Below are 19837 nucleotides of genomic sequence, written 5' to 3' on the forward strand. Positions count from 1 at the left end.
GTGGACCAAATTTATTTAATTTTTAACTAGCTCCCATTTTTATGGGACACTAGTGATCAAGAATATATTCCTAGGCTCAAGATCCTGATGATCTCTATTGAAATTACGCCCGCTACTAGCGTCTTGGCAGATGAAACGATCTCCGTCTAAATTGAAGATCGCTTTATAATAAACCCATGATTTCGTATCCTCGTCTTCTCCTTCCTTAAACAGGAAACTTCGTTTAAAATTCCCGAACAAGTCATAAGTCATTATCTTTCTTTGCTGCAGATTACCAACAAACATTTCTCCTTTCTCATCGTCCAGATAGATACCATTCGTCGCATAATACTCCTCGTTACCCTGTCCCCTCCGGTTAATCTTTCGTACCGCTTTTCCTTTCCGGTCATAAATAAAAATATTCCCATCAACAGCAAACATATTCCGTACGATCATCACATCCTTCCCGATCGCCTGCAACCAGCCTAGCGTCACGAACTCGTCCGTCGTCTCCAGGGGGATATATTCCACATCGAAAAGATCTTGCAAGATCAGTTCCATTTTGGGATAATCCTTCGATACGTCCACCACGATAAGATCCTCTTTCTCTTGGGTAGAAGAGGTGCCGCAACCAACTATACCTCCCGCTAATAAAAACATTCCCGCCGCTATCAAACTCTGTCTCATAATAGTCTTTTCTTTTAGTTCAAATTTAAGGATAAAGGCAAATAACATTCACCTTGTGCAATATAGGAAATTTTTAATGGCTACGCAAAGATTTGTTCGAAAGAATTGGCTTCAGCCTCAGATAACCACGGCAACCGCACCCAAACCATATCCAGCCCCCTATCCTAATAGAAATTGCTTTTGATAGGTAGAGTAATGAGATTTTTCATTATATTTGGAGCGTTGAACAGATTAATAAAAGGATATATAGGCATGAACTTTCCCGGCAATTATCTTCCAGCGATCATCGCTTTATGTAAACGACATAAAGTAAAAAAGCTATTTGCTTTCGGCTCAGTCCTTACCAATCGCTTTAATGAGCAAAGCGACATAGATCTGGTAGTCGATTTTGACAAGACCAACGTAGATGATTACTTCTCTAATTTCTTTGACTTGAAATATGCCTTGGAGAGTCTTTTAGAAAGAGAAGTAGACTTGCTGGAAGAACAAGCGATCCATAATCCTTATCTCAAGGAAAATATTGATACCACAAAGATGTTAATCTATGGATAACTTCATCAAAAAGCATTTACAAGATATAGCTACGGCGATTGACGAGATCGAAAGTTTTTTCGATGATCAGCCCAAGCTATTTGAAAACTTCTGCAAAGACTTACGTCTTAGACGGGCAATAGAAAGAAATATCGAGATTATCGGAGAGGCCATGAACCGGATATTAAAAAACGTCTCCGACAATAGCGATCACCAATTCCCGAAAGATAGTAGATGCCCGAAACTACATTATACATGGTTATGACAGTCTATCTGTTGATATTCTTTGGAGTATCGTTGTCAATCATCTGCCTTTATTAAGGCAAGAGGTTGATATTTTACTTGATACATAATTATAAAACAAATAAAATATGTCCCGTAAATCAGTGGAATTCACTTCGTATTCCACTGATTTACGGGACATTCCATTGAGATAGTTTCCTCTATGAGGAGGGTACGCTATCAAAACCCTCCCCCTAAAGCCTTATACAGGTATACCACCGACAGCAACTCATCCAGCACGGCATTGTTCAAACCAATCTGGGCATCCAGCAAACCACGCTGGGCATCCAATACGTCCATGTAGCTGATGACACCGTTGATGTATTGCAGTTGGGCGAGTTCCAGATATTTACTGGCGGAAGCTTCCAGATTCATGCGGGAAGCACGGATCTCCTTCACCTTGCGGACGGTCACGATAGCGTTGTTCACCTCCTTGAAAGCACCTAATACGCTCTTTTCGTAACTATAGACCTCTTGCTCGTAACGAGCCTTCGCCGCTTTCACTTTCGCCTTGTTCTTCCCCATGGCGAAGATCGGCTGCAACAGGCTTCCGGCAATAAAACCTGCCGGACTCTTCAAGATACTGCTTAACTCATCGCTCTCGAAACCGTAATTGCTTGTCAAACGGATCTTCGGGAATAAGTCCGTTTGCGCTACACCCACCTGAGCGTTCGCCGCCCGAAGCTTAAACTCCGCTTGACGCATATCCGGCCGACGCTCCAGCAAAGAGGACGGTAGGCCGATCGGCAAGGCATCCGGCAAGTGCTGGTCGCTCAAGGAAAGACCACGGGGGATATCGTCCGTATACTCGCCCAACAGCATGCTGAGGTCGCTTTCCTTAATCTTGATCTGACGCTCCAGCGAGGGGATCAAGGTCTCGGTACGAGCCAACTCCACTTGGGCTTGGTTGTAAGCCGTCTCGGAAGTAAGTCCGCCCTCATAGCGAAGCTTCGCCAAACGGACACCCTCACGACGTGCGTCCAAGGTTTGTTGTACGATCGATAACTCTTGGTCCAAGGCGCAAAGTTGATAATAATTAGCAGCTACCTCGGCAATGATGGTCAATCGCAAGGCACGCTGACCTTCCACGGTCTGCATATAGGAAGCGATGGTAGCCTCGTTCGCCCAACGGAGGTTGCCCCATAAATCCAATTCCCAAGACAAAGTCAGTTTCGCCCCAAATTCCGGATCAGGCTTCGGATCATCCCCTCCATAGTTCAAGCGTTCCTTTTGCGCATAGATATTCGCTCCCACCTCCGGCAGCATATTCGCAAAAGAGATCCGCTTGGCGGCAATCATCTCCTTCACCTTGGCGGCGGCTATCTTCATCTCCTTATTATTATCCAGCGCCTTTCTGATCAGATCCTTCAAGGTCTCATCGGCGTAAAGGCTCTCCCAAGGGATATTCTCCACGGACGCCGTATCGATCGTATCCGTATAAGCCTCGATCCGGTCCGGTAGGTTCAACTCCGGACGTGCGTAACGCTTTCCGATCTTGCAGGAAGAGAATGCCAGCATAGAAACAACGAAAGCAGCTATATAGAAATTCTTTGTCATCATAATTTTCCGTTTTTGTATCTCTTAAAAATAGAGGTTACCACTTCTTTCTTTTGAGCGATACGTTCCATCCGCATCTTCTCCTTCACTTTATAAATCAAGACGAAGAAGAAGGGAACCAACACGATACCGACCGTAATCGCCACCAACATACCGAAAAACACACCCGTACCGATACTATGGCGGGAAGCCGAACCCGGTCCGCTGGCCAACACCATCGGAAGCATACCCAATACGAATGCCAACGAGGTCATCAAGATCGGGCGGAAACGCATCTGGGCGGCATGGATAGCGGCTTTCACCACATCTACCCCGTTATCCACCTGTACCTTGGCAAACTCGACGATCAAGATAGCGTTCTTCGCCGCCAAACCGATCAAGGTTACCAAACCGACCTGGAAATAAATATCATTCTCCAATCCCGTCACCCAGATACCCAAGTAGGCACCCAACGTGGCGACCGGCAAGGAAAGCAATACGGCGATCGGCACGATCCAGCTCTCATACTGAGCCGCCAAGAACAAGAAGACAAACAAGAAGACCAACGCCAAGACAAATCCCGTCTGCCCACCGGCCTGTTTCTCCTGATAGGAAAGACCGCTCCACTCCAGACCGATATTCTCGGGCAGATGCTCCCTAGCGATCCGTTCCATCGCCGCCATCGCCTCGCCCGTACTATATCCCGGGGCGGCTACGGCATTGATCGAGGCCGTGGTGAACATATTGAAACGCTTGATCGTTCCCGGGCCGGTCGTATATTGGGTCGTACCCAAGGCGGTCAAGGGAACCATCGCCCCATCCTTGCTGCGCACGAAGAACAAGTCCAGATTATCCCGGGTAGCCCGGTAAGGCGCCTCTGCTTGGATATATACACGGTAAATACGGTTGAACATATTGAAGTCGTTCACGTACACGGAGCCCAGATAAGCCTTCATGGTCGAGAAGATATCAGACAAGGGGATGCCGAGGAACTTCGCCCGGTCACGGTCCACGTCGAAATACAACTGCGGGATCTCGCTCTGCATAGCGGAAGACACACCTTGAAGCTCAGGTACTTGCGAAGCGTAATACAGGAAGGTATCCGTGGCGCTCACTAAATTATCCCAGCTAGCATCTCCCCTAGCCTCCAACTGCATCTCCAAGCCACCGCTCTCGCCCAAGCCCGGGATGACCGGCGGACGGTTCACGTAGGACTTAGCCTCGGGATAATAATAGAATTCTCGGCGGGCATCGGCCATCACGTCCTCTACCTTCATACCGGAGGATTTACGCTCTTCCCATGGTTTCAAGATCACCGTTAGTGTAGCACGCCCTTGGTTCGTACCGACACGGGGACTGCTACCGGTTACGTTCTGTACGTAGGCCACGGCCGGATGATGGTCGAGGAACTCGATCGCACGGTCTGTCACGGCACGCGTACGTTCCAAGGTAGTACCCTCGGGCATCTCCAGCTCTACGGTGAAGAACCCTTGATCCTCCTCCGGGATAAAGCTGGTAGGCAACACCCGGTTCAAGACGAAGATAGCCACCAGTACCATCCCGAACCCTGCCAAGATACGACGGGGATTAGCGATGGAGATACGCAACAACTTCGTATATTTCTTATTTCCTTTCGCCAACCACAGATTGATCTTACGGAAAATAAACGGTTTCTTCTTATGAGACGGACGTAAGATTATGGCGCACATCGCCGGGCTCAACGTCAAGGCCACTACCGTGGACAACAACACGGAAACCACGATCGTAACAGAGAACTGACGGTACAACTGCCCCGTGATACCTCCCAAGAAACTCACCGGCACAAACACGGCGGCCAATACCATGGAGGTAGCGATCAAGGCACCGGATAATTCCCGCATCGCCTTATGCGTAGCCTCACGGGCGGTCACACGCTCCTCGGCCATGATACGCTCCACGTTCTCCACCACCACGATAGCGTCGTCCACCACGATACCGATCGCCAAGATCAATCCCAGCAAGGTAAGCATATTCAACGAGAAGCCGAAGATCAACATGAAGCCGAACGTCCCGATCAAGGAGATCGGGACGGCGATCGTCGGGATCAAGGCCGCACGCCAATTCTGCAACGAGAGGAACACCACGAGAACGACCAAGAAGAGGGCCTCGAACAAGGTCTTATACACCTCGTGTACGGATTGGGAGATATACTCCGTCATATCAAACGGGAAATTATACTCCAAGCCTTCCGGGAAGTTCTTGCTGATATCCTTCATCGCCTCTTTCACCTTCGTGGCGACCTCCAGAGCGTTCGCTCCCGGTAACATATAGATACCCAAGATAGCGGCGTTCTTCCCGTTGATCCCACTCTCCGTAGAATACGAGGAAGCCTCCAGCGATACCCGGGCCACGTCGCTCATCCGAACGATCGAGCCATCCGGGTTTGCCCGCACCACGATATCCTCAAATTCCTTCACCGTAGACAAACGTCCCGGGGCCGTGATAGGCAAAGTGACATCCACGTCCAGCACAGGTTGTTTACCCAACTCACCTGCCGCCGATTCCCGGTTTTGGTCTTTCAAGGCATCCTGCAAGTCCTTTACCGTCAATCCCATATTGGCCAACCGATCCGGATACACCCAAATCTGCATGCCGTAATAACGGCTACCGATATTCGATACACGGCCTACGCCCGGGATACGGCGCAATACGTCCAACACGTTGATCGTGGCGAAGTTACTCAGATAGATCTCGTCGAACTTCGGATCGTCGGACATCAAGCTCAAGGTCATCAGCTGGCTGGGTGCCTGCTTCTCAATCGTGATACCATTCTGGATCACCTCGGCGGGCAAACGGCTCTCGGCCAGTTTCACACGGTTCTGGATCTCGACAGCCGCCAAGTCTGCGTCGGCAGACACATCGAAGGTCACCGTAATATTCAAGCTACCCGAGTTAGAACTGCTACTTTGCATATAAATCATACCGGGCGTACCGTTCAGTTCCTGCTCGATCGGGGTAGCGACCGCTTGAGACACCGTCAGGGCGCTCGCTCCCGGATACGTGGCACTGATCTTCACCACGGGGGGCGTAATCTGCGGATACTGGTCCACAGGCAATAATGCTAGTCCGATGATTCCGACAATCACGATCAGTATCGATAAGACGGTCGAAAAAACAGGACGGTCTATAAAGAATCCCGGTTTCATTGTTCCTCCTCCTCTCTAAGTGCTTGAATAGCCTTCTCGTCGCCGGCCTCTACCGCATGTACCTTCATGCCCGGTACCAATTTATGATAGCCCTCTACTACCACTCGCTCGTTCTCGCCCAAGCCCCGTTCGATCACGACCTTGTTGCCAATCTCCGGGCCGGTCTGCACGAAACGCTTCTCGGCGATATCGTCCCTACGGATGACATAGATGAACGCACCTCCTTTCTCAATCGAGAGGGCTTTCCGGGGAACAACGATCGAACGCTCACGGACATCCAGCAGGAGCTTCACCTTCGTGAACTGTCCGGGCAATAATTTCTGGTTCGGGTTGGATAGTTCCGCACGAACGCCAAACGTACCGGTCTTCGGGTCCACCAGTGGATCAGCGAAGTCTACGATACCTTTTACCGGGTATTCTGAGTCATCCGCCAAAGTAACCGTCACGGTAGGCTGCCACGAACGGGTCGTATCCCGTTCGCCAAATTTCACGTTACGACGCTCGGCACGCAGGTAATCTAAGGCGGTCATCTTAAAATCGACCAATACCGTGTCGCTCTTCACAACAGCCACCAATTTCGAATTGACACCCGGACCAACCAAAGCACCCACATCCACGAAACGCTCACTGATATAACCGGACAGCGGCGAGGTCACCACCGTATAGCCCAACTCCATCTCCGCTTGATCCAGATCCGCCTTGCTCATAGCGATATTCGCCTCAGCATCTTCCAATGCGGCCGTGGCGTTATCCAAATCCAGCTGGCTGGCGGCATGTTGCTCGTACAACGGTTTCAGGCGCTCCACATCACGTCGGGCCTTGGCCGCTTGGGCTTGGCTTTTCTTCAATTGGGCTTTCGCCTTCTCTACTCTAGCACGATATTTATCGGGATTAATCCGGAACAGGGGTTCGTTCTGCTTCACCCGTTTACCTTCCTCAAACAACATTTTCTCTAAGAATCCCTCCACACGGGCATGTACCTCGACAAAGCTGGCGGCACGGATACGTCCCACGTACTCGCCATAAATTTGCACGTCTTCTTTCGAAGGGTTGTCTACGATCACGATGGGCAATTGCTGCTCTTCCTTATGGCGGCAACCTGTCATCGCTACTACAAGGGCTATCAAGATAACCTGTACTTTTGCCAATCTTTTCCTGCTCATTCTACCTATATAAATTACTTATGTCACATTTGTTATTTAAGAAAGAATCATTCCATTTTTCTCAAGCACATCGATAATTAACGTTACTTCACTTAATAACAAACCGTATAGCGTTTATGTTAACATTTATACTAAAATTAAGGCATATCCAACTGGGGAATTAATCCACAACCAGCCGGGGAAGTCTACACTCATTAAAATAAAATCCTTTCGAATGAAATGATTTTCCATCCGAAAGGATTCCACAAATATCAGATATGTATCAATTATCTTATTGATCAACCGACAACGCTTTCCACAAATTATCGTCCGGTACGGGAGCGACAATTCGCACGTTCTCTTTTGAAACCGGATGGATAAACTCTGCGCTACGGGCGTGCAAGCTAATGCCTCCATCCTTATTGGAACGATCGAAACCATATTTCAGATCCCCCTTGATCGGACATCCCATCTTCGCCAACTGACAGCGGATCTGATGGTGCCGCCCCGTCTTCAAATCGATCTCCAACAGATAATAATTATCCGAATGGGCGATCAATTTATAACGCAGGATGGCTTTCTTGGCATTCGGCCGCTCGGTATCGTAAGCGTAACTCTTATTTTGCTTCTCGTTCCGCACCAGCCAATCCACCAACTCACCCTCATCCCGCAGGGGACGATTCTTGACGATCGCCCAATACGTCTTTCGTACCTCACCGACACGAAACATCTCGTTCAAGCGAGAGAGGGCCTTGCTCGTCTTGGCGAAAATCACGACCCCGCTCACCGGACGATCCAGACGATGCGTGACACCGACAAATACGTTACCGGGCTTGCAATACTTCTCCTTAAGCCATGCCTTCAGCATCTCCGAGAGGGGCTTATCGCCCGTCTTGTCGCCTTGCACGATCTCACGGCAAGTCTTATCTACCGCTATAATATGATTATCCTCGTAAATAACCTCCATATTACATGTTCATACCGCCATCAACCTGAATAACCTGTCCGGATACATAAGAAGACATATCCGAAGCCAAGAAGGTAGCGATATTAGCCACATCCTCCACCGTACCGCCACGGCGCAAAGGAATTTTCTTACACCACTCGGCACGTACCTCCTCTGACAACTGAGCGGTCATATCCGTAATGATGAATCCCGGGGCGATAGCGTTCGCACGGATGCCACGAGAACCCAACTCCTGAGCGACAGACTTAGCCAAACCAATCATACCAGCCTTGGAAGCGGAGTAGTTCGCTTGTCCGGCGTTGCCATGAACACCTACGACAGAAGACATATTGATAATACTACCCGCACGTTGCTTCATCATGACTGGAGTACAAGCGTGGATAAAGTTGAAAGCGGACTTCAAGTTCACGTTCAACACAGCGTCCCATTGTCCCTCGCTCATACGCATCATTAATCCGTCTTTAGTGATACCGGCATTGTTCACCAAGATATCGATACGTCCGAAATCCTTTACGATCTCAGCCACCACGTTATGAGTCTCCTCAAAGTTAGCTGCGTTAGAAGCGTATCCTTTCGCCTTTACGCCCAAGGCCTCGATCTCGGCCTGTGTAGCCAAGCCATTCTCATCAATCACCAGATCCGTGAAAGCGATGTTAGCGCCCTCTTGGGCGAACTTCAAGGCGATAGCCTTACCAATACCACGAGCGGCACCTGTTACGACAGCCACTTTACCTTCTAATAGTTTCATATTACTCAATTTTTTTAATATCAATGTTTAATCAAGCAAGCTCCCGTTGAATAGCCACCACCGAATACCGTGATAGCGACCAAGTCGTCTTTCTTGAAATTCTTATCGTTCTGGGCATATACCAAGGCCGAGCTTACGGAACCCGTATTTCCCAGCTCCTCGATATTGTGCAAAAATTTCTCATCCGGCAAGTTCAATTGCTTGGCGATATTCGTCATGATACGCATATTCGCCTGATGGCCGATGAAATAAGTGAGATTATCCAGCGTATAACCATTCTTCTCCAACAAGTGAAGGACATTCCTTGGCATATACGTACAAGCTTGAATAAATACGTCACGCCCCTCCGGCATAGAGATTCCCCCATCGCCCGGGCGCAAGTGAACCGCCTCCATCGCTTTCGACAAATGGCCGAGACCTTGCGTATAGACCTCTACGATCTCAGCGTCACCCTCACCGATCCGTTCCTTGGAGATAAAGAAAGCGGCGGCGGCATCGCCCCATAAATGGCCCGCCTTCGGATCTGTCTCATTATAATAAGCGGAGTTCTTATCAGCGGAAAGTACCAAAGCCTTGGTAGCCTTCCCCATGGCGAAATATCCCTCCACAACTTCCAAGGCATTCAAGAAAGAAGAACAAGCCGAAGATAGATATAAAGCTTTCGCATCAGCGATAGTATACGCATGTTGAACCGTATGTGCGGCCGTCGCAACCGTATCATAAGGAGAATACGAAGCGGAGACTATCAAGTCTACCTCCGTGATATCATAAGGCAATTTGGGAAGCGCATCCTTCACGGCCTCAAGGCTCATGGTATTGATATTCTCTTCCCCCTTAGCTTTCGAGCGGGTATGAATGCCCGTCCGCTGCTCAATCCACTCACTTGTCAACCCGTTCAATTCAAGAAAATGTTGGTTATCTACCCGTCCTTCAGGTACATAAAACCCTGTCGCATTAATAAACATCCTTAGTGTCTTTGATTTACTTAATCTTTATTCCGTTGAATATTAAATTCATCACATTGTCTCTACGTTTAATCCGTTGGCTGATATTATCACCCATGATCCCCCGGATATAGGGCACCTCCAGTCCTTTCAAGGCGTGATGGAGCACGAGGGCGGTAATGTCCGTGTCCGGCATGCTGAATACACCTTCCTTCACGCCATCGTCCAATATTCCCTTAATGATCTCCACTTCCCGAAGGTCGAAGCTCTTGCGTACCTTCTCCACCCGCCATATATCACGGAAGAAAGTAGCCCGCAACGTACCGTTCCGAAATACCAACGCCTTTACAGCGTCCAAGCGGCTATAGATAAACGTCAGCAACTTCTCGTCCGCCGGCAGATCTTTGCTGGCCACGTCCACCAACATCTTGTGAAGCTGGTCTAGTTCCGACTCCACTACCGCCAAATAGATCTCGTTCTTGCTTTTGAAGTACGTATAAAGCGTACGTCTCCCCTTACGAGATGCCTGTGCAATATCGTTCATCGTCGTGTTATCAACCCCCATGCGGGCAAACAATTGTCTGGCCACATCCACCAACATGTCACGTGTTTTAGAAACTGTCATCGGCATTGTATTGCACATTTTGATTAAAACTGTGCGCAAAGTACTTAAAAAAGATCGTATCTACCAAGTATATTAAAAAAAACTTGCAATAAATTTGTTTTGTAAGAAAATATCCCTACCTTTGCACTCGCAATCAAGGAATGATAGCAACTATATCGCGGAGTGGAGCAGTGGTAGCTCGTTGGGCTCATAACCCAAAGGTCGTAAGTTCGAGTCTTGCCTCCGCAACTAAAAAAGCCTTCTGGTCATAGACCGAAAGGCTTTTTTTGTAACCCGATGGTTTACGTACCATAAACCTTTTGCTTACGCCCAACAAGTCATAGGCTTACGTCCGGGGGCTCTTATTGGTTTCCCGGACGTAGGTCCTACAGTTCCTATCTCAAGGCAGGCAAGATATATTTCCATATCAAGTTGATCTCGGCCTGCATATCGCCGATATTCGCGGTCATGGCGATTACCGCATCTTTCTCGGGCAATATAATAATGTATTGTCCATTGGCTCCATCGGCACGAACGGCGTTATGGCGGCAACGCCACATCTGGTAACCGTAGCCTTGTAACCAGTCGCTATCTTTCGGTTTCATCTTCACGTTCTCCGGTCTCATACCGGCGGGCAAAGAGGCTATCTTAGAGGTGGTAACCTCCTCTATCCAGCTTTCGGGGAGCAATTGCTCATCGTTCCATTTTCCCTTTTGCAGGAAGAACTGGCCCATTTTCGCTAGATCTTCGGTCTTGAGATACAATCCCCAACCACCGCAATTGATACCTTGAGGACTCTCCGCCCAAGTAGCGCCTACGATACCCAGCGGACGGAACAGACGGGGATAGAGATAATCGATCACCTTCTCACCGGTCACCTTCTGGATAATGGCGGAAAGCATATACGTGCCGAGGCTGTTGTATACAAAATAGGTTCCTGGTTTATGTACCAACGGCACCGAGAGGAAAGTCTTTACCCAATCGGCGTTCTCGTTCCCCTCCTGCCGCACTAAAGCGGTGGGATCGACATCGTGGCCGGAGGACATGGTCAATAGGTGACGTATCTCCAGCTCTTTCAAGTAAGGGCTTACCTCGGCCGGTAATTGGTCGGGGAAGAAGGAGATCACCTTGTCCGTGACTTTCAATTTACCCTCCGCGACGGCAAAACCGATAGCCGTTGCCGTAAAGGTCTTGCTAACGGAGTTCAAGACGTGCGGCGTATGGCGGTCGCCCTCACCCAGCCATTGTTCCTTTACGACCTTTCCATGCTGGAGGATCATGATACTATGCAAGTCTTGATCCGCCTTTTTCACCGCCCGCAGATAATTACCGAACGCCTTATCCAAGGCTTTCGAGGCTTCCGCACGAGGGAGTTCCTTGGTCAGGTCGTTATAGCTGATCAAGTCTATGTTCTTATCCTTCAAGGCTTGCTTCACCTTCGGGCTGGTAAAAAGATCGGTCACGCCTTGACGGTCCATCGCCACGTTCTCGTAGCCGATATGCCCGACGGTTTTCATCTCCTCGTTATCCAAGGCCGGGTGATCCAAGAACATGTAGCGTTTACCGGGTTCCAACTTATCTAGCATCCGGATGAAACTGGCCTCCTTCTCGGCCGGGGTCTTGGAGGCTCCATCATATCCGGAATAGGTGAAATCGTATTCCTGCATCGCCTCTACCCGATCCACGACCGGCAGATGATATTCCTCGGACAAGCGGCGCATCAGCTTCACCACCTCCGGATCGAAACCGGTCGATCCCATATGGCCGGAGATATGGCTGATCTGGGGAATGTTCTTCAAGGCCATCTCTATCTGGGCCCGGGCCTCCTGCTCGATCTCGGCCAAGCTCCATGTATTCTCCAGAATGGCCAGACCCGGGTAGGCGGGATTCGGAGACATCATCGGCAAGAAATAGCCATTGCTATCGGTCAAGCTGGGACAATGCGTCAGCGGACGCCATTTCACGTTATCCCATTCGCTGGTAAACGTCAGGTGAAGCCCTACATCTATCCCCGGGTTCTCCCTCAACAGCCGGGCGGCCTCGGGGAACCACGAGGTGACAACCATAACCTCTATACAGGTTTCCACCCCATTCTTATACCCTTCCATACACGCTATATTGGCGGAACGGAACGACCCCATGTCATCCGCACGGATGATCAGGCGGGGATTCGTGGCAGGCTGGCTGAATGCCGGCCACGTAGCGGCGAAGAATAAACAGCCGCAAAGGATTCTCTTTACATTTGAAGTCTTCATGATATTGATAAATAAGTAACATCTTTTCTATACTTGGGGATGGACCACACAGAAGGTACCGGAAGATTTGCTCACCAACTTATCGTCGCAATAAATCTCGCACTCACAGAAATGTATATTCCGTCCCGCCTTGATCACGGTACCCTTGGCGATCAGCTCATTGCCCCAAGCGGCCCGTAAGAAAGACATTTTCAACTCTGCCGTCAGCACATCTTTCTCAAGCGGAGTCATCGTATAGGCGGCGAAACCGGCGATCGTATCCGCCAAAGCAGCCAAGACACCCCCATGCGTCACCCCGCTATATTGTCTCTGCTCAGCATGTAAGGGCATATGTGCCTCCACACGGCCTTCCTCGATAACCGTGAAATCGATCCCCAGAAAATTCACATAAGGATTGGTCTTCGCACGGTTAATCAACTTTTCTTTTATTCTCTCATCCATGTCTTTTTATTTCCGTATTCATCCTGTCCCTTATAATTTCAAGTCTAACAAGGTCTCCCCTTTCGCGTTCAACACTCGCAGACTCATCTCGTTTCCTTTCTTCCTCAATACCATCACCGTAGCCGAATCGAGCTTATACCCCCCGCCTACGATCACCGGGAAGTTGTTTCCCAACGAGCCTTTCGGGTGGAAGGCGTATTGATGCGTATGGGCGGATATATTCACGTTGAAAGGGGCTTTCACCAACAGATTTCCCCAAAGTTCCGGACAAGGCTCATAAGCATCCCCGTTCCCGTAAATAGGGATATGGTTCAATAAAACCCGCTTCGAGGCTTGCTTAAACTCCTTGCCGTTCAATTCTTTCGAGAGAAAACTCACCTGATCTTTCCGAAGACCGGTGAAATCATTCAGGCCATAATACACCCATGTGCTATCCGGTTTATCCTCGCCGCAATCCAGCATGACGAAACGGGTATCTCCCCAGTTGAACGCCCCATACGTCTTATCGCCCACATAGTCAAACAGAGCACGCAGGCCGATCGAATAAGCGTTGCGGATCTCGTGGTTGCCTCTCAAGAAGAAAGCAGGGATATGGCTGGCGCCCACCTTCCCGCACAGATAAGCCAAATGAAACAAAGCTTCTTTCTCATTGGCAGGATCGTCTATACAATCCCCGTTAAATACCACGAAATCATAAGGGATATCACGCACTTGCCCGTATAAGGCGTCTAGGGTCGGGATATGCTTATGTAGGTCATTAAAGATCAAGGCCGTAAAATCCTCTTGGGATGCGGAAGGGACCTTGAAAGTGTAGAACGGGGATACCGCCGTCTCGCCAAACTCTTTCTTATAGGCTTGGTAAAGCAGGATCTCTCGCGAGCATACCCGGTAGTAATAGGTTTGCCCCGGTCTTAGGTCCGTCAGCCGGATCTTGTTATGCAAGCCGTTGCATATCACTTGACCGTCCACGATGGTACGGGCCTTCTTCAAATTCAGCGTGTCCGTACCGTATTCTACCCAACTATACGTAGGGACATGGGTCTGCCACATCACCGTTATGCCGCCCTCCGTAGGATTTTGGAGATAGGGCGCCGCATAAAAGATCTCTTCCGGCTTGGCCTTCAGGCGAACCTCCGTTACGACCGGGCGATGATCCGATGCCACCGCCTCTTCGGGAACCCATGCGGACAAACGAGTAAAGGGCTGTCCATTCTTTACATAACCCGCTATATAGTCCAAACAGCTATCCGGCGTGGAAGCCGGGAATGTAGCCTGTTTAGGATTGCTCAATAGCTGGAAATCCTTGCTGATTTCCGTGATAAAGGGGGAATGCGCCGTAGCGTTCCAATCCCCGGCGATAAACAGGGGCTTATGCGCAGAAGCGGCTTCCCGCTGAAGGATCGGCAAGGAGAGCATCCTGTCTTCCGGTGTCAAGGAAAGGTGCGTGCAGCAGAAGATATATCTCTCAAACTCGACCCATAGCAAGACCCGTTCCTCCTCCCGTCCGGGAAGGGCTATATAGCGGTAGCTCACCGGCTTCTCCTTGCTCAGCATACCTACCCCATATTTGCCGCCATCAAAGTCGATGGCCGGGGCGTAGGTAGGGAACATCAGGGTGCGTTCTCCCAGTGTCCGGAGCACGTCGATCCCGCCGCTTCTTCCGGTCACGCTATCTACCTCCTGTACGGCGACTACATCGGGGGCTACCTTACGTATGGCTTCCGCTATACGCCCGAGGTCCGTCACCTCATCCATGCCCCTTCCGTTGCGGATATTATAGCTCATGATACGCAACGTATTCCGCTCGGCATCGCCGCCTTGCTGGGCAAAAACCCTATTTATGGGCAAGCATCCGATCAGGACGATCGACCATATAATTGAAATTTGAAAATTGAAAATTGAAAATTTATTCTCCATAAAAGATTTCTTTTAACGTTTGCTCGAACTCAGCGATATCCTCGCCGGAAGTATCCCAAGAGGTAACCAGACGAGCCTCGTTTATCTCCTCGTTCCACATATAGAAGAAATATTTATCTTGCAACTTCCTCAATGCCTCGGCAGGGATCGTGAAGAAGAGTTGGTTGGACTCGATCTTCTGCGTAAAATGAATCTCCGGGTATTGCCGTAGCACGTCCGCTAGCTTGGCGGCGCTGTTATTCGCTTTCATGGCGTTCTCCAGCCAAAGGTTATTTTCCAGATAAGGGATGAACTGGGCGGAGAGATAACGTAGCTTCGAGGCTAGTTGGGCGGATTGCTTCCGGTAAAATTGCAGGTTCTCCGTTATCTCCGGGCGGAACGAGACCACGGCCTCTCCCATCATCATACCGTTTTTCGTGCCTCCGAAGCTCAAGATATCCACGCCTGCGTCTACGGTCACTTGGCGCATCGTGCAATTCAGGTAAGCGCAGGCGTTCGCCAAGCGGGCTCCGTCCATATGCAGATACATATCGTACGAATGTAAGAGATCGGCGATCGCTTTCACCTCCTCTATCGTATAGATCGTACCTAATTCCGATACTTGGGAGATATAAACGGCCTTGGGTTGCGAATGGTGGCAAACCCCGAAGTTCTTCAGATGGGGACGGATCAATTCCGGTGTCAGCTTACCGTCCGTCGTAGGGATCGTGACGATGGCGCAACCGGTCATTCGTGCGGGGGCTCCACATTCGTCTACGTTGATATGAGCGGTCTCGGCGCACAGGATGCTATTAAACGGACGGGTCACAGCTTGCAGGGCAACAGAGTTCGCCCCCGTTCCGTTAAACACGAAAAAAGGGGAAGCATCCTTACCGAACACTTCTTGTACCTTATTTGTAGCGGCCAATGTCCAAGGATCATCACCATATCCAACCGCATGATTATCATTTGCCTTGATGATCGCATCCATTACCCGGGGATGCACGCCGGAATTGTTGTCACTAGCGAAACTTCTCATCTTATTACAATTTTTTTATCCACTTCTTTCCGGCTTTCGTTTCCGTATAAATCCAGAAAGCAACCACTATAGTCGTTAATAATACCAAAACCTACTAATGCTACCATGAATATTATTTTAATATATTATTACCTATCCTAGCAAACAGAGTCGTAAGTACAATGCCAAACAAAGACAACAACATCAAGAAATAGTTATTGTAAAGTTCCTCTTTAGTCAACGTTAGAAGAAGTCCTAATACCAATATGGTAAAAGAGACCTGCGCTAAATTGAAAAAGAATACAGCAAGCTTTTCTTCTCCTGTGTTTCGTTCCAGTTTTCCATAGCAAGATTTGTTTGTTATGGCAAAGATAAATAGAATAATCCATATCGCACGCTATTTTACTTGAAATTGTTCCGTCACATAGAGGGCCTCGCCGGTTTGGCGACCAGGCCTTCGATGGTGATGGTGAAATATTAAAAAAATGCCATAGCGATGGCACAACAATGCCACGCCGGTGGCAAAGCCGTGCCACTATAATGGCACAAGCTTGGCACTGTAAGTCATTACTAAGTAACCCTATACATCACAGATACGGATACACTTCTCCAAGGAAGCGATCTTGTCTTCTCGGGCGGGGACGAACTCCTGCCCAACGAAGCCTTTATAGCCTGTCTCCATAAGAGCCTTGATGATAGCCGGATAGTAAAGCTCTTGCGTCTCGTCGATCTCGGCACGTCCCGGGCTACCTCCGGTATGGACATGGGAGAAGTATTGATTATATTTCCGGATATTCTCGATGATATTCCCCTCCATGATCTGCATATGATAAATATCATACAGTAACTTAAAATTAGGGGAACCGATACGGCGGCAAAGCTCCGCACCCCAAACCGTATGATCGCAAAGATAATCCTTATGGCCGACACTGTTCAAAAGCTCCATGGTCAAGACGACCTTGTGTTTCTCCGCTAACGGGATAAGGCGCCTCAACCCCTTCTCGCAGTTCTCCCAGCCTTGCAAGTCCGTTACGCCGTTACGTCTGCCGGAGAAGCAAATCAAGTTTGTCAATCCAGCGTCCGCCACCATCGGGATCACCTTCTCATAACTGGCAACCAACTCGTCATGCAAGGCCGGATCATTGAACCCCCGGTCTATTCCAAGCCCGGCCCCTTGCGCCATCGCCACCGTCAGGCCATGCTTTTGTACGATCGGCCAATCTACCGGGTCCAGCAACTCAATGGATTCAATCCCTATATGCTTACAGATCTCACAGAACTCGTCCAGATTATAATCACCGAAACACCATTTACTTACGGAATGGCGGACATTTCCTTTCAAGGGTTCCTTCACGTCTGTTTTCTTTTTCGCGGCGGCGGCCGCCTCGATACCTGTAGTAGCCAAAGCTACACCTCCGGCTAGAAATGTCTTGATAGCCGTTCTTCTTGATATGTTTTCCATGTATTCGAATTTGATAGTTAATAGGAGACAAATATACGGAAAATCGGATATAATATCCCGAGATGTTGGTATTACATCCAAAAACACTACTTTTGCATACGGAAATCACTCTACATAAAAAACACATCATATACAAAACGATCTATTTATCTGATCCTATTCTTTATAATAGGATGCACTTCATCCTTATACGGAATGAAGGGCGCAGGTGTGTATTTCAAGGCGAGCCTATGCGGAAAAATCTATAAGCATTTATCCTTTCTTGTAGAAGAGGACATCCGTCCGAGAGATGACTTCAAGGAAGCGGAATGGTTCCTTACCACCGTTGAGGTAAACTACAAGTTTAACAAATATCTTCTAGCAGGAAGCGGATATATGTCTCTAGCGCGATACAAGGCATCCGACAAGTTACGAAACCGATATTATCTCTACGCTACGGGGACTTATTCAGCCGGACGTTTTACCCTCTCTGTCCGGGAACGTTTTCAAAGTACCTATAAGGTTCACGCCGGACATCCCAAGAATTATCTGCGTTCGATGCTGACCCTCTCCTATAAGATCGGTAAGAGTGATTTCTGTCCTTTTGCCTATACTGAGATCTTCAACGACACGCGAAATAAGATGCGGTCCGATAAGATCCGTTTCTCCACAGGAAGTAATTACCGACTAAACCCGAACAATAACCTCCAACTCTATTATCGCTACCATATATTTAATGTAGACGATCCTGTAAATTACCGCCATGCGATCGGTATCTGCTATACCCATCGTTTTTAATGAGAATTTTCGTACCTTCGCGTCCTGAGTGCTTGATAAACCTCGTTAAAAACAAGAAGACATGCAAAAAACAGTTACAGTACCTTTCATGCTGCTAGGTATACTTTTTAATATATGCCTTGTAGCGTCCAATCTTTTAGAGACAAAAGTAGTGCAAGTAGGCGGTATAACGGCTACCGCAGGTTTGATCGTATTCCCGATCTCGTATATCATCAATGATTGTATAGCGGAAGTGTGGGGATTCAAAAAGGCACGGCTAATTATCTGGAGTGGCTTCGCCTCTAATTTTCTGGTGATCGCTTTTGCGCAACTAGCGGTACTATTACCGGCCGCCCCTTTCTGGGAAGGCGAGGAAGGCTTCAATTTCGTGTTCGGGATGGCTCCGCGTATAGCGGTCGCCAGCTTGATAGCGTTTCTGGTCGGTTCTTTCCTAAACGCCTACGTGATGAGCAAGATGAAAATCGCCTCCAACGGACAGCATTTCTCGTTACGGGCGATCGTATCCACCCTTATCGGCGAGAGCGCCGACTCCGTGATCTTTTTCCCGATCGCTTTCGCCGGATTGATCCCGGCCGGAGAACTGCTTATCATGATCGGGATGCAGGCGGTACTTAAATCCTTGTACGAGGTTATCATCCTTCCCGTCACCATCCGTGTCGTAAAGTACATCAAGAAAGTAGACGGGAATGATGTGTATGATCTTGGTACCTCGTATAATATCTTAAAGGTTAAAGACATTTAGGCCGGGACCAAACAATGACCGGCCTTCATTTGAATAGATGCGACCAATCCTCCCTTTGCTGCGGCATATAGGACTTCATTCCCAATAATTCAGCCGCCCGGCAATTCACGGAAGCGTCATCAATCAGCATCGTTTCCTCAGCTAAAAGATTCGAGTCCTTCAGTACGTACTCAAAAATATCCGCGTTCGGCTTCAGCATATGCAATTCGTAAGAGAGGTAAATCTTATGGAAGAAATCTTGGGCACGAAGACCTTGATAAGAGAAATAGGTATCTTCGGACCATTTCCAATGAAGCTCGTTCGTATTGCTCAGAAGCATCGTATGATAGCGTTCGCGAAGCTCCAACAACAACCGCAACTTATTTTCCGGCACGTCTCCCAGCATGGCAATCCATGCGGTGTCGATTTGCTCGTCTGTAAGGGGCTTTCCCGATAAGGCACGAATATCATCACGGAACTGTGCCACCGATATCATCCCCAACTCCAATCGTTCAAACAAATCCTTATGTTGATAGTTATTCGTGACCTGTTCCCGGATATTCTCCACGCCCAAATTCTCGAAAGCCTCGATACAGCGGTTGCGAGTCAAGTTAATAAGCACACCGCCCAAGTCTATGATCAAGTTCTTTATGCCTTCCATA

At 48.8% G+C, this 19837-nt stretch carries 17 protein-coding genes, 1 tRNA gene and 1 pseudogene; 5 read left to right on the forward strand and 14 right to left on the reverse strand.

Features of this window, described 5'->3' with window-relative positions; genetic code table 11:
- Positions 1–39: 39 nt before the first annotated feature.
- Positions 40–666: a 6-bladed beta-propeller gene (locus E5342_RS10310; RefSeq protein WP_246867090.1), complete on the reverse strand. Its 627-nt coding sequence runs from the start codon at positions 664–666 to the stop codon at positions 40–42.
- A 252-nt stretch (positions 667–918) separates the two neighbouring features.
- Here E5342_RS10310 and E5342_RS10315 point away from each other — a divergent pair, with 252 nt between their 5' ends.
- Both E5342_RS10315 and E5342_RS10320 read left to right on the forward strand, forming a co-directional pair.
- On the forward strand, positions 919–1218 hold the full coding sequence (locus E5342_RS10315; protein ID WP_121735297.1) for a nucleotidyltransferase family protein: 300 nt from the start codon (positions 919–921) through the stop codon (positions 1216–1218).
- A pseudogene (locus tag E5342_RS10320) lies at positions 1211–1550 on the forward strand (HepT-like ribonuclease domain-containing protein). The gene E5342_RS10315 and the pseudogene E5342_RS10320 overlap by 8 nt, the downstream one beginning before the upstream one ends.
- A gap of 109 nt (positions 1551–1659) precedes the next feature.
- Here E5342_RS10320 and E5342_RS10325 read toward each other — a convergent pair.
- The 7 genes from E5342_RS10325 to E5342_RS10355 all read right to left on the reverse strand — a co-directional run bounded on the left by E5342_RS10325 (position 1660) and on the right by E5342_RS10355 (position 10632).
- Positions 1660–3039, reverse strand: coding sequence for an efflux transporter outer membrane subunit (locus E5342_RS10325; RefSeq protein WP_183128535.1), 1380 nt, complete (start codon positions 3037–3039; stop codon positions 1660–1662).
- Entirely contained in the window at positions 3036–6200 is a 3165-nt protein-coding gene (locus E5342_RS10330) for an efflux RND transporter permease subunit (protein ID WP_135959331.1), read from the reverse strand. Before E5342_RS10330 ends, E5342_RS10325 begins: the two co-directional genes overlap by 4 nt.
- Positions 6197–7363 (reverse strand): efflux RND transporter periplasmic adaptor subunit, encoded by a 1167-nt coding sequence (locus tag E5342_RS10335; RefSeq protein WP_135959332.1) that lies wholly within the window; start codon positions 7361–7363, stop codon positions 6197–6199. The genes E5342_RS10330 and E5342_RS10335 overlap by 4 nt, the downstream gene beginning before the upstream one ends.
- 271 nt (positions 7364–7634) lie before the next feature.
- Positions 7635–8309, reverse strand: a complete 675-nt coding sequence (locus E5342_RS10340) for an RluA family pseudouridine synthase (RefSeq protein WP_121735294.1) — start codon at positions 8307–8309, stop codon at positions 7635–7637.
- Position 8310: 1 nt separating this feature from the next.
- On the reverse strand, positions 8311–9057 hold the full coding sequence (gene fabG, locus E5342_RS10345) for a 3-oxoacyl-[acyl-carrier-protein] reductase (protein WP_008771802.1): 747 nt from the start codon (positions 9055–9057) through the stop codon (positions 8311–8313).
- A 20-nt stretch (positions 9058–9077) separates the two neighbouring features.
- Entirely contained in the window at positions 9078–10022 is a 945-nt protein-coding gene (locus E5342_RS10350; RefSeq protein WP_121735293.1) for a 3-oxoacyl-ACP synthase III family protein, read from the reverse strand.
- Between the two features lie 16 nt (positions 10023–10038).
- Positions 10039–10632, reverse strand: a complete 594-nt coding sequence (locus E5342_RS10355) for a TetR/AcrR family transcriptional regulator (protein ID WP_011966477.1) — start codon at positions 10630–10632, stop codon at positions 10039–10041.
- 150 nt (positions 10633–10782) lie between these two features.
- Here E5342_RS10355 and E5342_RS10360 point away from each other — a divergent pair.
- A tRNA-Met gene (locus E5342_RS10360) sits at positions 10783–10854 on the forward strand.
- 146 nt (positions 10855–11000) lie between these two features.
- On the opposite strand, the gene E5342_RS10365 is transcribed toward E5342_RS10360, so the two are convergent.
- The 5 genes from E5342_RS10365 to E5342_RS10390 form a co-directional block, all read right to left on the reverse strand.
- Positions 11001–12860, reverse strand: coding sequence for a ChbG/HpnK family deacetylase (locus tag E5342_RS10365; protein ID WP_121735292.1), 1860 nt, complete (start codon positions 12858–12860; stop codon positions 11001–11003).
- A 27-nt stretch (positions 12861–12887) separates the two neighbouring features.
- A complete protein-coding gene (locus tag E5342_RS10370; RefSeq protein ID WP_135959333.1) occupies positions 12888–13301 on the reverse strand; it encodes a PaaI family thioesterase in 414 nt (137 codons plus the stop codon).
- A 30-nt stretch (positions 13302–13331) separates the two neighbouring features.
- Positions 13332–15218, reverse strand: a complete 1887-nt coding sequence (locus tag E5342_RS10375) for an endonuclease/exonuclease/phosphatase family protein (RefSeq protein ID WP_121735290.1) — start codon at positions 15216–15218, stop codon at positions 13332–13334.
- A complete protein-coding gene (locus tag E5342_RS10380) occupies positions 15208–16236 on the reverse strand; it encodes a threonine aldolase family protein (protein WP_121735289.1) in 1029 nt (342 codons plus the stop codon). Before E5342_RS10380 ends, E5342_RS10375 begins: the two co-directional genes overlap by 11 nt.
- Positions 16237–16795: 559 nt before the next feature.
- A complete protein-coding gene (locus E5342_RS10390; RefSeq protein ID WP_121735288.1) occupies positions 16796–17677 on the reverse strand; it encodes a hydroxypyruvate isomerase family protein in 882 nt (293 codons plus the stop codon).
- Between the two features lie 114 nt (positions 17678–17791).
- Here E5342_RS10390 and E5342_RS10395 point away from each other — a divergent pair, with 114 nt between their 5' ends.
- Together E5342_RS10395 and E5342_RS10400 are read left to right on the forward strand one after the other, a co-directional pair.
- A complete protein-coding gene (locus tag E5342_RS10395; protein ID WP_121735287.1) occupies positions 17792–18454 on the forward strand; it encodes a DUF2490 domain-containing protein in 663 nt (220 codons plus the stop codon).
- Between the two features lie 61 nt (positions 18455–18515).
- On the forward strand, positions 18516–19196 hold the full coding sequence (locus E5342_RS10400) for a queuosine precursor transporter (RefSeq protein ID WP_121735286.1): 681 nt from the start codon (positions 18516–18518) through the stop codon (positions 19194–19196).
- 25 nt (positions 19197–19221) lie between these two features.
- Here E5342_RS10400 and E5342_RS10405 read toward each other — a convergent pair whose 3' ends face one another.
- Positions 19222–19836 (reverse strand): HAD family hydrolase, encoded by a 615-nt coding sequence (locus E5342_RS10405; RefSeq protein ID WP_121735285.1) that lies wholly within the window; start codon positions 19834–19836, stop codon positions 19222–19224.
- Between the last annotated feature and the right edge of the window lies 1 nt (position 19837).

The sequence above is a fragment of the Parabacteroides distasonis genome, assembly GCF_004793765.1.
GTDB classification, from domain to species: domain Bacteria; phylum Bacteroidota; class Bacteroidia; order Bacteroidales; family Tannerellaceae; genus Parabacteroides; species Parabacteroides distasonis_A.